12 protein-coding genes and 1 riboswitch are annotated in these 14,447 nt (G+C 48.1%); all 12 genes read right to left on the bottom strand.

Translation table 11 applies throughout. From position 1 onward, the window contains the following. Positions 1 to 4 precede the first annotated feature (4 nt). The gene (gene purF / locus NYR53_RS03495) at positions 5 to 1,537 is read right to left on the bottom strand and encodes an amidophosphoribosyltransferase (protein ID WP_261303943.1); all 1,533 of its coding nucleotides are present in this window, start codon (positions 1,535 to 1,537) and stop codon (positions 5 to 7) included. Continuing rightward, complete coding sequence (purL, locus tag NYR53_RS03490; RefSeq protein ID WP_261303942.1) at positions 1,522 to 3,768, bottom strand: phosphoribosylformylglycinamidine synthase subunit PurL; 2,247 nt, start codon at positions 3,766 to 3,768, stop codon at positions 1,522 to 1,524. The genes purF and purL overlap by 16 nt, the downstream gene beginning before the upstream one ends. Next, positions 3,746 to 4,441, bottom strand: a complete 696-nt coding sequence (gene purQ, locus NYR53_RS03485) for a phosphoribosylformylglycinamidine synthase subunit PurQ (RefSeq protein WP_173189580.1) — start codon at positions 4,439 to 4,441, stop codon at positions 3,746 to 3,748. Before purQ ends, purL begins: the two co-directional genes overlap by 23 nt. Positions 4,442 to 4,474: 33 nt before the next feature. Then, positions 4,475 to 4,714, bottom strand: a complete 240-nt coding sequence (purS, locus tag NYR53_RS03480) for a phosphoribosylformylglycinamidine synthase subunit PurS (RefSeq protein WP_029198287.1) — start codon at positions 4,712 to 4,714, stop codon at positions 4,475 to 4,477. Between the two features lie 24 nt (positions 4,715 to 4,738). After that, a complete protein-coding gene (locus NYR53_RS03475; protein ID WP_261306271.1) occupies positions 4,739 to 5,596 on the bottom strand; it encodes a phosphoribosylaminoimidazolesuccinocarboxamide synthase in 858 nt (285 codons plus the stop codon). 69 nt (positions 5,597 to 5,665) lie between these two features. Beyond that, positions 5,666 to 6,961 carry an adenylosuccinate lyase gene (purB, locus tag NYR53_RS03470; RefSeq protein ID WP_261303941.1) on the bottom strand — a complete coding sequence of 432 codons (1,296 nt, stop codon included), beginning with the start codon at positions 6,959 to 6,961 and terminating at the stop codon, positions 5,666 to 5,668. A gap of 26 nt (positions 6,962 to 6,987) precedes the next feature. Then, positions 6,988 to 8,169: a 5-(carboxyamino)imidazole ribonucleotide synthase gene (gene purK / locus NYR53_RS03465; protein ID WP_261303940.1), complete on the bottom strand. Its 1,182-nt coding sequence runs from the start codon at positions 8,167 to 8,169 to the stop codon at positions 6,988 to 6,990. Then, positions 8,166 to 8,651 carry a 5-(carboxyamino)imidazole ribonucleotide mutase gene (gene purE, locus NYR53_RS03460; protein WP_261306270.1) on the bottom strand — a complete coding sequence of 162 codons (486 nt, stop codon included), beginning with the start codon at positions 8,649 to 8,651 and terminating at the stop codon, positions 8,166 to 8,168. The genes purK and purE overlap by 4 nt, the downstream gene beginning before the upstream one ends. A 144-nt stretch (positions 8,652 to 8,795) precedes the next feature. Next, a riboswitch (purine riboswitch) is annotated at positions 8,796 to 8,897 on the bottom strand. Positions 8,898 to 9,223: 326 nt separating this feature from the next. After that, on the bottom strand, positions 9,224 to 10,480 hold the full coding sequence (dctA, locus tag NYR53_RS03455) for a C4-dicarboxylate transporter DctA (protein WP_261303939.1): 1,257 nt from the start codon (positions 10,478 to 10,480) through the stop codon (positions 9,224 to 9,226). A 65-nt stretch (positions 10,481 to 10,545) separates the two neighbouring features. Continuing rightward, positions 10,546 to 11,970, bottom strand: a complete 1,425-nt coding sequence (locus NYR53_RS03450; RefSeq protein ID WP_261306269.1) for an NAD-dependent malic enzyme — start codon at positions 11,968 to 11,970, stop codon at positions 10,546 to 10,548. A gap of 127 nt (positions 11,971 to 12,097) precedes the next feature. Then, the gene (locus NYR53_RS03445; RefSeq protein ID WP_261303938.1) at positions 12,098 to 12,811 is read right to left on the bottom strand and encodes a response regulator; all 714 of its coding nucleotides are present in this window, start codon (positions 12,809 to 12,811) and stop codon (positions 12,098 to 12,100) included. Then, the gene (locus NYR53_RS03440; RefSeq protein ID WP_290428986.1) at positions 12,804 to 14,387 is read right to left on the bottom strand and encodes an ATP-binding protein; all 1,584 of its coding nucleotides are present in this window, start codon (positions 14,385 to 14,387) and stop codon (positions 12,804 to 12,806) included. The genes NYR53_RS03445 and NYR53_RS03440 overlap by 8 nt, the downstream gene beginning before the upstream one ends. Positions 14,388 to 14,447 lie beyond the last annotated feature (60 nt).

Here is a 14,447-nt window from a genome sequence, read left to right as displayed (position 1 = left end):
ATTTCTAATCGCAAGCACAACCAACCTTAGTAACATCCACAATTTCCGTTGGATAGGTATTATCGAAGCAAGCCGTACAGTAGCCGCTCTCCGACCCTGCCGACCCTTGACCGATTGAATCTAACAGCCCTTCTTTGGTCAGAAAATGCAGGGAATCCGCGTTGATCGCTTTACGAATCTCTTCGATCGAATTCATCGCAGCAATCAGCTCTTTCCGATCCGGTGTATCAATCCCGTAGTAGCATGGGTTCATAAAAGGCGGCGAAGAGATACGCACATGCACTTCTGTTGCGCCGGCTTCCCTAAGCAAATTCACAATCCTTAAAGACGTTGTCCCGCGCACGATGGAGTCATCAATCATGACTACACGCTTGCCTTCGACGACTTTGCGAACGGCGCTCAGCTTCATTTTAACCCCTTGCTCACGAAGCTCTTGGCTTGGAATGATGAACGTCCGGCCTGTGTAGCGGTTCTTGATCAGACCCAGCTCATAAGGGATACCCGTTTGTTCCGCAAAACCAATCGCAGCCGAAATACTCGAATCCGGCACGCCCGTTACCACATCCGCATCGACGAAAGCTTCCATCGCCAGTCTTTTACCCATCCGCTTACGTGCGGAGTGAATGTTCACCGTATCGATGTCGCTGTCCGGACGAGCAAAGTAGATATATTCCATGGCACAAATCGCGCGTCGACCGCTTTCCGTGAACCGCTCTGAGCGGAAGCCGTCACGGTCAATCACAATGATTTCCCCCGGCTGTACATCACGGAAATAAGTAGCTCCCACCGCATCGAAGGCGCAGGACTCGGAGGCGAACAAGTACGCCTCTCCCAGACGGCCGATCATGAAGGGACGAAGTCCGTTCGGATCTAGCGCAGCAATCAATTTATCTTTGGTAGTGATCAGGAAGGCAAAGCCGCCGATGACTTGATTCATCGCATCTTTAACCGCATCGACGATATCATCGTGCTCCGAACGAGCAATCAGATGCGCCATCACTTCGGTGTCGCTTGTCGTTTGGAAAATCGAACCCTTGCGCTCAAGCTCCCTTTTTATAATGTTCGCATTATCAAGGTTACCATTCGTCGCAATCGCAAGATCGCCCTCACGGTATTTGAAAACAAGCGGTTGTGCATTCGCTAGCTTGCTTTCGCCCGCTGTAGAATAGCGGACGTGCGCGACAGCTGTCGCCCCTGAGAGAGGCTCCAAATTTTCATTGGTGAACACCTCTTTGGCAAGCCCCATACCACGGTAGTAGTTAAACTTACCGTCATCCACTGTACAGATGCCGGCACTTTCCTGTCCACGATGCTGCAGCGCATGCAAGCCGTAGTAGCACAGAGAGGAAGCGTCGGGATGACCGTACACCCCGAACACTCCGCACTCTTCATTCAGCTTATCGAACAATCCGCCTTGGCCGCCGACACCTTCGTTGAAATACTCTCCTGTCCAAAGCTCGTGCTGCCCGTCGCCCACTTGGACAACAGGAGCAGCAGGAAGCTTTAGGGCCTCTGATTGTTTCACGCCATTAGACATGGAATCGCATCCTTCCAGACTTTCGCCAGCTCGCTTACCGGAGACTGGAGACGCTGTTCGTTGTTGATTTTAACCGTCAAATCATCAGTACCTGTAACTGTTCCAATTTCTTGATATGGTACGCCTTGTGAAGCAATCCAGTGCTTCAAAGCGTCCGCTTTATCAGGGGAAGCACTCAGCAAAATACGGGATTGTGTTTCACTGAATAGCGTGAAGTCAGGACGTAGGTCAGACGCCACATTAACAGCTGCGCCCAATTTACCGCCGATACAGCTTTCAGCCAAAGCAACGGCCAAGCCGCCTTCGGATAAGTCATGCGCAGAAGCGACAAGACCTTCTTGAATGGCTTTTAGTACAGCATTTTGCAAACGTTTCTCCGTAGCCAAATCCAATTCTGGAGGACGGCCTTCGGTAACACCGTGAATCACATATTGGAATTCGCTGCCGCCGAGCTCCGCTTTCGTCTCGCCGAGCAGGATGATGATGTCGCCTTCTTTTTTGAAGCTTTGCGTCGTGATGTGGTCGATGTCATGAACAAGACCAACCATCCCGATAACCGGAGTTGGGTAGATCGCACCTTTGGCGTTCTCGTTGTAAAGCGAGACGTTACCGCCAATAACCGGCGTATCCAAGAAGCGGCAAGCTTCTGCCATACCGTCAGTGGATTTCTCCAGCTGCCAGAAGATCTCAGGCTTGTCTGGACTACCGAAGTTCAGGTTGTCCGTAACTGCGAGCGGCTCAGCGCCGGAGCAAACAACGTTACGCGCTGCTTCTGATACTGCAATCCGTCCGCCAACTTCCGGATCCAGGAACACGTAGCGTCCGTTGCAGTCGGTTGTCATCGCGAGGCCCTTGCGGGTACCGCGAATGGTCACAACCGCTGCGTCCGAACCCGGACGCACTGCAGTATCCGTACGAACCATGTGGTCATACTGGTTGTACACCCACTCTTTGCTCGCTACCGTCGGAGACGCGAGGACAGCCTTAAGCGCATCCGTCAATTTCGTTACCTCAGGGTAACGAGTCGTGTCGATCGATGCGCTAGCTTCGTAATAAGCCGGCACTTGGCTCGGCTTATTGTACACCGGGCACTCGTCGACGAGTGCGCCGACAGGCATGTTCCCCACGACTTCACCGTGGTGGATCAGCTTCAGGTAACCGTCATCGGTTACCTTGCCAACTTTGGCGCAGTGGAGACCCCAGCGCTCAAAAATGCCCTTAGCTTGCGCCTCATGCTTCGGCTCAACAACGAAGAGCATACGCTCTTGAGACTCAGACAGCATCATTTCATACGCTGTCATGCCTTCTTCGCGCTGCGGAACTTCATCGAGGTAAAGCTCCATGCCGTTGCCCGCTTTACTAGCCATCTCTGCGCTGGAGCAAGTCAGCCCCGCAGCACCCATATCTTGAATTCCGAGCACGATGCCGGAATTAATTAACTCTAAGCACGCTTCCAGCACGAGCTTCTCCATGAACGGATCGCCCACTTGTACCGCTGGGCGCTTCGCTTCGGACTCCGCCGTCAGCTCCTCGGATGCGAACGTCGCACCGTGGATACCGTCGCGGCCCGTTGCCGGACCGACATAGAATACTGGGTTGCCTACACCTTTGGCAACACCGCGTTGAATCATGTTGTGGTCGATAAGACCCACACACATCGCATTAACGAGCGGGTTCCCCTCGTAGCTCTCGTCGAACATGACTTCGCCGCCGACTGTCGGAATCCCGATACAGTTGCCGTATCCTGCGATTCCGGAGACAACGTGCTCGAACAAGTACTTCACGCGGTCATTTTCCAGCTTACCGAAACGCAAGGAATTCAGAAGCGCTACCGGGCGTGCGCCCATGGAGAAAATATCACGAATAATACCGCCCACACCTGTCGCCGCGCCTTGATAAGGCTCGATCGCTGAAGGATGGTTATGACTTTCAATTTTGAAAACAACCGCTTGGTTGTCTCCGATATCTACAATCCCTGCGCCTTCGCCAGGTCCCATCAGAACACGAGGTCCAGTCACTGGGAATTTACGAAGTACAGGTTTGGAATTTTTGTATGAACAGTGCTCGGACCACATAACGCTGAATACACCGATCTCGACATAGTTCGGATTGCGTCCAAGGAAGCCGCAAATTTTGGCAAACTCTTCGTCCGTTACGCCCATTTGCTTGTAAATTTTCTGCTCCGCGATTTGCTCGGCTGTTGGTTCATTAACGGATAGCTGCTGCGTCATGTTTCTCCCTCCAAGCGCTTAGAATTGATGTGAACATTTTCTTACCATCTGCGGAGCCAAGAATCTCATGAACGGCACGCTCCGGATGAGGCATCATACCCACGACATTACCTGCTTTATTGCTGATTCCAGCGATATCATCCAGTGATCCGTTCGGGTTGTTGCCCGCTTCATAACGGAATACGATTTGATTGTTTTCTTGTAATTCCTTGAGTGTAGCTTCATCACAATAGTAATTGCCTTCACCGTGAGCGATCGGGATTTCAATCAGTTCGCCCTCCGCGTAATCACGCGTGAAAGCCGTATTGTTGTTCTCCACTCTGAGAAGCGTTTGGTGGCAGCGGAATTTCATCCCGTTGTTGCGCAGCAAAGCGCCTGGCAGCAATCTTGCTTCTGTTAACACTTGGAATCCGTTACAAATACCTAGAATGTACTTGCCTTCTTCCGCAGCCTTAACCACAGCTTTCATCACGTTCGTAAATTGTGCAATCGCTCCGCAACGCAGGTAATCTCCATAAGAGAATCCACCCGGCACGAGGATGCAGTCGTATTTGGACAAGTCGCCATCTGTATGCCAAACATACTCAACCGGTTGACCAATGGTATCTTCGATTGCTTTGTACATATCGATGTCGCAGTTCGATCCCGGAAATACAAGAACCGCAAAATTCATGACGTTTTCCTCCTCTAACTTAACTTTGATATGTTACGCCAACTCGTAGCGGTAATCTTCGATAACCGTGTTTGCAAGCAGCTTCTCGCACATTGCTTTTACACGTGCTTCCGCTTCTGCTTTATCCGTAGTATCCAGTTCTAACTCCAAATATTTCCCGATGCGAACCTTGCCAACTTCGTCAAAACCCATGGAATGAAGCGCTCCTTGCACCGCAGTTCCTTGAACATCCAGTACGTTCTGCTTAATCGTTACATAGACCGTTGCTTTCATTTCTAATCTCTCCTTAGAGTTAATTTAATCCACCAAACGGTGTAAAATTTCTTTATAACGGTTCGAAGTTTCTTCCACAACGGAAGCTGGAAGCTCATCCGGCTCACTATTTTTATCCCAACCCGATCCCGCTAAATAAGTGCGAACGGGCTCTTTGTCCATCGAATCAATCTCGATATCCAGGGCGTATTTATCTTGGGACCAGTAACGCGAGGAATCCGGTGTGAAAATTTCATCAATAATAATAAGTTCACCCGCATAAAAACCGAATTCAAACTTCGTATCTGCTAAAATAATGCCCTTTTGCTCACAAATCGAATGAGCCAACGTGTAAAGCATAATGCTTCGTTCTTGCAGCTCATAAGTCAGCTTCTCGCCGACTAATTCAATCATTTGTTCCACGGAAATGTCTTCGTCATGACCGACATCATTTTTAGCCGCAGGTGTGAAAATAGGATCTTGCAAGCGCTCGTTTTTGCGCAGGCCTTCAGGCAGTTTGCGACCGTTTATCTCGCCGGTTTTCTCGTACTGTCTCCAGCCGTTGCCTGTGATGTACCCGCGAACCACGCATTCGATAGAGATGCGCTCTGCTTTTTTCGCTACAATAATACGTTCCTTTAGAAGCTCTCTATCATCCGCACTCGGAATAATCGCGTGGAGCTTTTCCACGTCCGTGTGCACAATGTGATTGCTCATGTAACCGCTCGTAATGCCGAACCAGTACTTACTTAGCGCGTTCAGAACGTACCCCTTATCAGGAACACCAGGCTTCAAGATGTAATCAAAAGCCGAAATCCGATCCGTCACCACGATAAGGAAATTTTCGCCCAGATCATACAGTTCACGTACTTTACCCTTATGAACCAGGGGAGCGTTAATCATTTCAGCGGCTGAATCCACGATATTGCTTGCCACGAACCACACATCCTTTCCTGCTAAAAATGTCGTTTTCTATTTCAAACCTAAGCGGTTAAAGATCGTATCAACATGTTTCAAATGCCAGCTTGGATCGAAGCAATCTGCGATCTCTTCTGGGCTTAACACTTCTGTAATCACGGAAGTATTCTCGACGATTTCGCGGAACGAACGCTGTTCTTCCCATGCTTGCATCGCTCTTGGCTGAACTGTATCGTACGCTTGCTCACGAGCAAAGCCTTTGTCGATCAGCTTCGTCATCACGCGGCCAGAGAAAGGAACGTCATAGGTGCTGCGCATGTTGCGTTTCATATTTTCAGGAAACACCGTCAAATTCTTGATGATGTTGCCTAGACGGTTCAGCATGTAGTTCAGCAGCTGCGTCGCATCAGGTAGGATAATACGCTCAACGGAGGAGTGCGAAATGTCGCGCTCATGCCAAAGCGTCACGTTCTCATAAGCAGAAACCATGTGCCCGCGAATGACACGGGACAGACCGGAAATGCTCTCGCAACCAATCGGGTTACGCTTATGCGGCATAGCGGAGGAACCTTTTTGACCTTTTGCAAAAGGCTCTTCAACCTCACGGAACTCACTCTTCTGAAGCGCGCGAATTTCAGTAGCGAATTTATCTAGGGACGTAGCAACTAGCGCCAGCGTCGCCATGTATTCAGCGTGACGGTCACGCTGCAAGGTTTGTGTAGAGATCGGAGCTGCTTTTGTACCCAGCTTGCCGCATACATACTCTTCAACAAAAGGATCGATGTTCGCGTAGGTGCCTACTGCACCTGAGATTTTACCGAATTGTACGCCATCAGCGGCAAAGCGGAAACGCTCCAGGTTACGCTTCATTTCCTCGTACCAAAGGGCCATTTTCAAACCAAACGTCGTCGGCTCTGCATGCACACCATGCGTTCTTCCCATCATGGCCGTATCTTTATGTTCGATCGCTTTATTGCGAAGGATTTCGATGAAATTCTGAATGTCTTTGTCCAAAATCTCGTTAGCCTGTCTCAGCAAGTAGCCCAGTGCCGTATCGACAACGTCAGTTGAAGTTAAACCGTAGTGAACCCATTTGCGCTCAGGTCCCAGCGTTTCGGAAACCGCTCTAGTGAAGGCAATTACGTCATGGCGCGTCTCTTGCTCGATTTCATAAATGCGGTCAATGTTAAAGCTTGCTTTCTCGCGCAGTACTTTCACATCTTCTTTAGGAATAACTCCGAGCTCTGACCATGCTTCGCAAGAAAGAATCTCAACTTCCAACCATGCTTGAAACTTATTTTCTTCAGTCCAAATGCGTGCCATTTCCGGGCGTGTATAACGTTCGATCATTTTGCCGTTCCTCCAATGAGTTTCTTTTACTTACTTTCCCAAATGCTTGTCTGTTCTATCCAAGTCAGTGCTTTCGCTACGTCGCTTGTCAGGAGATTGATGTGTCCCATCTTGCGTTTTTCTTTCGCTTCTTTCTTGCCATATAGATGAACCTTCGCGCTAACGCCTAATTCACTGTGTTCTAGGAAATCTGGTTGGTCGATCTGTTCTTGCAGCGGTTCGATATGCTCACCAAGTAAATTAACCATCACAACCGGTGACAGCAGCTCAGTAGAACCAAGCGGCAGGTTGCAAATCGCGCGAACATGCTGCTCGAACTGTGAAGTCCGGCAGGCTTCCATCGTGTAATGACCTGAATTGTGCGGGCGTGGCGCAAGCTCATTGACGTAAAGCTGTCCATCCTTCGTCAGGAATAACTCCACTGCGATCAAACCAATCACGCCGAGCGATTCTGCGATGCGTACAGCAAGCTCTTCAGCTTCCTTTTGCACCTGAGCAGGGATTCGCGCCGGAACGATCGATTGATGCAGGATGTTATGTACATGTATATTTTCAGCAGCGGGAAAAGCCTTTACCTCGCCGCGTGGACTTCTTGCCGCAATCACGGATAATTCTTTGTCAAAATGGATGAATTGTTCGAGAACCAGCTCGGTTTTAGCACGGCTGAGCGTTTCGTACGCTTCTTCAACCTCGTCCAGTGATCGAAGCACCCACTGGCCTTTGCCATCATAGCCGCCGGTTGCTGTTTTGAGCACGCACGGTGTGCCGAAGCGTTCAGCCGCTTCACGCAACTCAGCTGCGCTGGTGATTTCCGCATATGGAGCTACAGGTACGCCCGCTGCTTCAATTGCTCTCTTTTCACGAAGACGATGCTGAGTCGTGTATAAAAGCTCACTTCCTTGTGGAACATAGGACTCATTCATTAATATGTTGGTCACATGCGCATCGACGTTCTCGAATTCGTACGTGATGACGTCCGACAGGGCTGCGAGTTTTCTCGCCGCTTCAACATCGTCAAAGTCCGCCTGAATTTGCTCATCCGCGACTTGACCACAAGGCGCATCATCCGTCGGGTCGAGTGTCACGAAGCGATACCCCATGTTGCGTCCGGCCAAGGCCAGCATACGGCCTAGCTGCCCACCGCCCAAAATGCCGATGGTGCCGCCTGGCTTAATGACCTTACCGCTTAAGTTTGAGGCTTCGCTCATAACAGGTCACTGCTTTCAATCACGGTCTGAGCAATGCGCTCGCGACGTGCTCTGACTTTCGCTTGCAGCTCCGGCTCGAATGCGCCCAGAATTTGTGCTGCCAAGAGGCCTGCATTCGTTGCACCCGCATGTCCGATTGCCACCGTCGCGACGGGAATGCCGCCAGGCATTTGCACGATCGAAAGCAAGGAATCCAGTCCGTTCAGCGTGGACGTTTTGACTGGAACACCAATAACCGGAAGTTCCGTTTTGGCTGCTACCATCCCTGGTAGGTGCGCCGCTCCGCCCGCTCCGGCAATAATGACTTGAATGCCGCGGCCTGCCGCCGAGGCAGCATATTCGAACATAAGGTCCGGCGTTCTATGCGCAGAAACCACCTTTTTCTCATAAGGAACTCCCAGCTCTTCCAACATGTCGCATGCGTGCTTCATCGTTTCCCAATCCGACTGGCTTCCCATAATGACACCTACACGTGCAGTCATCATAAACCTACTTTCATATTGTAATAAAACTTTCATTTATAGTAATGCCCTTAAACCCAAAAAACGCCCAGAGCTAGAATACATGATTCTATCCGCTGGACAGCAAAAGAACCGAATGCAAAAAGACCATCGTCTTCCTATGGTTTCCCTCATTCGCTTCCTCGTAGTCCAAAAATTCATGGTTTTTGGGTAGAAACTTTCAGGCCTTATCCCTGATTTTATACGAGTTGATTCGACATTTTCAATTAGTGCGGCCTCATTTCCCGCTTCCCTAGTTTACTACCAACTAACGTGCGATGTCAATTTCAAAAAACGAACAATTTTTACTCAATTCTTTCAAAAAGTTCGCTTTTTGGCTACATTTTAAATCTTTCATGCGCTTCGTAACGAAAAATACGTCTTTCACTCTTCTTTATCTCATAATAGCCATATACCAAAGACGTTTATGAGACTATATTTTTTTCGACATGGACATTTCGTCAGCTTTAGATCTGATCATAAAGAAAAGAGCATGAGACAGGAGGTATCTCTGTCGTCATACTCTTACTTTTGTTACATATTGCTTTCTTACCTTATGCACTAAGACTAGCCTTAATTTCAATTGCCTCAACGGGTTCCTTGAATTCTTTTTCCATTTTGGCGATAACTACTGTAGCCACACCGTTACCAATTAGGTTCGTTATCGCACGAGCGGTACTCATGAACCTATCAATGCCAAGGAGAAGTGCGATCCCTTCCACAGGAACACTTGGGAATGCTGCTAAAGTCGCTGCAAGTGTAATAAATCCTGCACCTGTTACCCCTGCTGCTCCCTTAGATGTTAACATTAGAACCCCAAGAAGTGCGATCTCTTGACCTAGAGATAAGTCAACCCCGTATGCTTGTGCAATAAACAGTGCAGCGAATGCGAGGTAGATATTCGTACCATCTAAGTTAAATGAATAACCTGTTGGAATGACAAGACCCACAACCGATTTGGAGCATCCATAGGCCTCAAGTTTCTCCACCATTTTAGGTAAAGCAGACTCAGAAGAAGAAGTTCCAAACACTAGGAAAATTTCATCTTTGATGTAGCTGATAAATTTGAAAACGTTAAAGTTGTAGATCTTGGCAATAACACCTAAAATAACGACTATAAACACTGCCATAGCAAGTAGCGTAAGAGCGAACAACTTTCCAAGGGAAACCAAGGAACCGACTCCAAACTTACCGATGGTGTAGGCTATAGCTCCAAATGCTGCAATCGCAGAGTAATACATAATGATATTAACGATTTTAAAGAATACTTCAGAAACTTTCTCAAAGAAATCAAGAACAACCTTTCCTCTTTCACCCATCCCCGATAGAGAGGCACCAAATAAAATAGCTAGTATAAGAATAGGAAGCAAATCCCCTTTAGCTAATGCACCTACAAAACTGTCAGGAATAATTCCGAGGATATAATTCAAGAATCCATGACTGCCCTCAGCCGCCGCTTTTGTATATTGAGAGATATCTCCTTTAGCCAAATGAGCATTTACGCCAGTACCGGGATGAAACACGTTGGCAAAAAGGATTCCAATCGCAAGAGCGATTGTAGAAACAACTTCAAAATACAGTAAAGTCTTCCCACCTATTCTTCCAACCTTCTTCATATCACCCATTCCAGCAATTCCATTGACAATCGTTAAGAAAATAATAGGAGCAATAACCATTTTAATGGCTTTTACGAAGATGTCCGCCAAAACCTTCATGTTTCCTGCCTGTGCAGGGAAAAATACCCCAAACAAGACACCCAAGATCATGGCAACAATAACTTGCAATGTGAGACTCTTGAAATTAATCTTCATGATTCGCACCCCTTATATTTTTGTTATTTTTGTTTTCGACCGCATTCCTGAGCACAATCGCTAAATTAGGCTTGGACTTTCTCTTTACGTCTTCTGGCGACCCCGTCTTCATAAGCCGCTTCTATCACCGCATCTCTCACTCGTTCAGCGACCGATTGATTAAACACACTTGGAATAATGTAATATTCATTCAACTCATCCTCTTGAACAACCGATGCAATCGCCTTGGCTGCTGCAAGCTTCATATTCTCTGTCACTCTGGACGCCCTGCAATCGAGCAGCCCCCGGAACAAGCCTGGGAAACACAGCACATTGTTGATTTGGTTCGGGTAGTCCGAACGGCCGGTTGCCATAACCCGCACATAAGGCTCTGCCTCTTCGGGGAGAATTTCCGGCGTTGGGTTTGCCATCGCAAAGACGATCGGATTCTCCGCCATTTTGGCGACGTCTTCCCTTTTAAGTACACCGGGACCCGATACGCCGATGAAAATATCCGCTCCTTCAATAACTTCCGAAAGCGAACCTTGAATCTGATTCGGATTCGTATGTTCCGCATACCATTGCCAAAACGGATTATCGTAAACGCCATCACGCGTGATAGCACCCTGCCGATCGACACCAATAATATTTCGGACACCTGCCGCCATCAGCATTTTGGTGCAAGCCGTTCCTGCTGCGCCAACGCCGCAAAGCACGACTTTGCAATCCTCAAGCTTCTTGCCCACGATTTTAACGGCATTAATCAATCCCGCCAAAAGCACTACGGCTGTACCATGTTGATCATCATGAAATACGGGAATATCCAGTTCCTCGATAAGCCGCTGTTCAATTTCAAAGCATCTAGGTGCAGATATATCTTCTAGATTGATTCCGCCGAACGTAGGCGATAGCGCTTTCACGATATTTACAATTTCATCTGTGTCCTGTGTAGCCAGACATATGGGAAAAGCGTCAACGCCTGCTAATTGCTTGAACAGCATCGCCTTTCCTTCCATGACGGGCATCGCTGCTTCAGGTCCAATGTTACCCAGACCAAGTACGGCAGTTCCATCCGATATGACCGCGACCGTGTTGCGTTTGATGGTAAGCGTATGGGAGAGCGAAGGCTTTTCGTGGATCGCCATGCACACCTTGGCAACACCCGGTGTATACACCCTGGAGAGGTCATCCCGATTTTTAATCGGATACTTGGGACTCATTTCAATTTTCCCGCCCAAATGAAGCAGAAACGTTTGATCCGAAACATGAACGATTTTCACTCCTGCCAATGTACGGATGGCCGCGGCAATCAGTTCGGTATGCTTGTTATCGTATACATTAATCGTGATATCCCGAACCGTGATGTTTTTGTCCGTTCTAACGACGTCAATGGCTATAATATCTCCACCTGCATCACTAATGGCCGTAGCCACACTGCCGAACGACGCGGTGTCCTTATCCAATTCTAGTCTCAAAATAATACTTGTATTAACTCCCGATGGGATTGACACGTTCTTCACCTCAAGCGATATCAGAATTTGTTTCATCTGTTTCTGTTTTCATGATATCGCTTTCAAAAGAAGGCGTGAAGAATTTGACCATATTGGTACTTATGGTCTTTTTGATCTTCACTTTGACTTATGATCTTTTATCCTCAGCCATCCAAACATACCTATTAATCGGGCGTCCAATCCCGCCATATTCAAGGTCTAGCTTCACGTGCTTGTTCTTCTCCAAAAATTCCAGATACCGGCGTGCCGTAACTCTTGCCAATCCTACGCCCTCAGCAACTTCTTCGGCGGATAACGATTTGGTCTGCTGCATCAGAAACAGCATAACCTGTTTCATCGTCAGTGCTTGCAGACCTTTGGGCAAATCCATTTGCATGCTAACGGAAGGTGATCCATGAATCGGTTCTCCCCCGTTTCTATGTAATAATTGATCCAGTTCAACCTGCGATAACGTTAATTCTGTCCCTAATCTATTCTTCATCATCCGGTAATTTTCCAGTGCCTCTCGGACCCGTTCAAACTTAAAAGGCTTCATGATATAGTCTACTGCCCCATGATGAAGCATTCGCTGAATCGTTGGAATGTCATTAGCGGCCGTAATGACAATGGCATCTGTCTGTAACTGTTCATTTCGGATCTGCTGCAGCAATTCGGTTCCATTTTGACCCGGCATATAGATATCTAGAATGACGAGGTCAGGCTTCAAATCACGAACTTTCTCGATGCCATCCACACCATTAGAGGATGTCCCTACAATCTCAAAGCCGGGAACCCGTTCAACAAACTGCCTGTTCACTTCAAGAACCATCGGATCATCCTCAATCAGTACGACTCTATGCATGAGTTTCTTCCTCTCTTGAATGCATGGGGAAAGTAAGGATGAAGCTCGTTCCCACACCAAGTGTGGACTCCACTTCTAGATGAGCCCCGCATTTGTTCACAATATTATGGATTAAATACAAACCAATGCCCCTGCCCTCGTCAGCATTTGTGGAGAAGCCTCGCTCAAACATGCGACTTCTGGTTTCCTCACTCATACCTTTCCCATTGTCCTCGACCAAAATAGAAAATACTTCATCATCCTGCTCGATACTGATAATGACCTCTTTACTGCCTTCCTTCTGCTTCAAGGCGTCAAAAGCATTCTCAATCAGATTGCCCAAGATGACCACAACGTCGTGTTGATCCAAATGATCTGGAAAACGCATCAACCTGCTTGCCCTGTCCAAACGAACATCGATGCCCAACTCTCTGCCGCGGCTGATTTTCCCCAATAGTAAACCCGCAGCGCTCTCATTGGCAATCCTGCTCGAGACAAAGCTGCTAAGCTCGGATTGCGCCTCCACCGTTTCGAACAAATAGTCCAGCGCCTTCTGCTTATGATTAAGCTGGATCAAACCACCGATGGTATGCAGCTTATTCATATATTCATGGTTCTGCACACGAAGTGCGTCAACAAATGCCCTTACTCCGGTCAACTCTTCCGCGATTTTGGTCACCTCCGAGCGATCTTGAAAAATAGCTACGGCCCCAACCGTTTGATGACCTACTTTAATAGGAACCCGATTACTCAGAATTTGAGCAGGACCCACTTGCAGCTCTTGGTTGTAAATAGCATGGTTAAACTGCAAAATTTCTGGAAGTCTCGTATCCGGCAGCACTTCACGAATAGGGCGGCCCAGGACATCCCCTTCGATTTGCAGCATTCTTTTGGCTTTATCGTTAAAAACCGTTATGTATTCGCGGCTGTCAATGGCAATTACGCCTTCATGCATCGCATTGAACGTGGCGGTTCGCTCTACGACCAGCTGAGCGATTTCCTCAGGCTCCAAGCGAAACATCTGCTCCTTAATATGCCTTGAAAGCATCCACGAACCCCAAATACCAAATAGCAAAGACAAAAATACCGTCACATAAATTTGCCCCCGCATGTCGAGAATGATCCCCGTTAGTCCCGGCACCAGCTTCCCAACCAATACGACACCTACCTGTTCGTGCAGCTCATTCATGACAGGTACGAAGGCTCTAAGCGCTGTCCCCTGTTCACCTTTTGCCTTGGAAAGATACGTATGCTCCGCAAATGCAGCATGCTCGTCCTCCCCTTGCGAAGGCTCCCCGATCCGGGAAGATGACGGGTGTGACCAACGAATGCCATTCATATCCATGACAACAATATAATCAACGTCATTAATAATGCGTATACGTTCGGTGACCGGATTAATTTCCTGCCTTTTGCTTTGTTCCGATAGTCCGCTGATTATAGATGGCAATTGGGTAACTGTGCGCGCAGTAACAAGCAATCTCTGTCCTAGCTCCTGTTCCTGAAGGTGAATCACACGGCCTATTAAAATGATACCGCCGATACATATCGCAAATAAAACGATGCCGAACGACAGGATTGTAATTTTCCAATTCATGCGAAGACCCTTGATCTTCAAAGCCGATCACCTACTTTCAGCTTACCGTTAATTTCAAAC

It is taken from the genome of Paenibacillus andongensis, from assembly GCF_025369935.1.
GTDB classification, from domain to species: Bacteria; Bacillota; Bacilli; order Paenibacillales; family NBRC-103111; genus Paenibacillus_E; species Paenibacillus_E andongensis.
Note: the sequence above shows the minus strand (reverse complement) of the source record. Positions and strands in the feature narration are given on the sequence as shown.

What these genes read in the sequence shown, in the direction of transcription:
- purB (WP_261303941.1), bottom strand. Translation starts at nt 6,961, where the DNA reads ATGATCGAACGTTATACACGCCCGGAAATGGCACGCATTTGGACTGAA.
- purF (WP_261303943.1), bottom strand. Translation starts at nt 1,537, where the DNA reads ATGTCTAATGGCGTGAAACAATCAGAGGCCCTAAAGCTTCCTGCTGCT.
- purQ (WP_173189580.1), bottom strand. Translation starts at nt 4,441, where the DNA reads ATGAATTTTGCGGTTCTTGTATTTCCGGGATCGAACTGCGACATCGAT.
- purK (WP_261303940.1), bottom strand. Translation starts at nt 8,169, where the DNA reads ATGAGCGAAGCCTCAAACTTAAGCGGTAAGGTCATTAAGCCAGGCGGC.
- NYR53_RS03445 (WP_261303938.1), bottom strand. Translation starts at nt 12,811, where the DNA reads ATGCATAGAGTCGTACTGATTGAGGATGATCCGATGGTTCTTGAAGTG.
- NYR53_RS03475 (WP_261306271.1), bottom strand. Translation starts at nt 5,596, where the DNA reads ATGATTAACGCTCCCCTGGTTCATAAGGGTAAAGTACGTGAACTGTAT.
- dctA (WP_261303939.1), bottom strand. Translation starts at nt 10,480, where the DNA reads ATGAAGATTAATTTCAAGAGTCTCACATTGCAAGTTATTGTTGCCATG.
- NYR53_RS03440 (WP_290428986.1), bottom strand. Translation starts at nt 14,387, where the DNA reads ATGAATTGGAAAATTACAATCCTGTCGTTCGGCATCGTTTTATTTGCG.
- purS (WP_029198287.1), bottom strand. Translation starts at nt 4,714, where the DNA reads ATGAAAGCAACGGTCTATGTAACGATTAAGCAGAACGTACTGGATGTT.
- purL (WP_261303942.1), bottom strand. Translation starts at nt 3,768, where the DNA reads ATGACGCAGCAGCTATCCGTTAATGAACCAACAGCCGAGCAAATCGCG.
- purE (WP_261306270.1), bottom strand. Translation starts at nt 8,651, where the DNA reads ATGACTGCACGTGTAGGTGTCATTATGGGAAGCCAGTCGGATTGGGAA.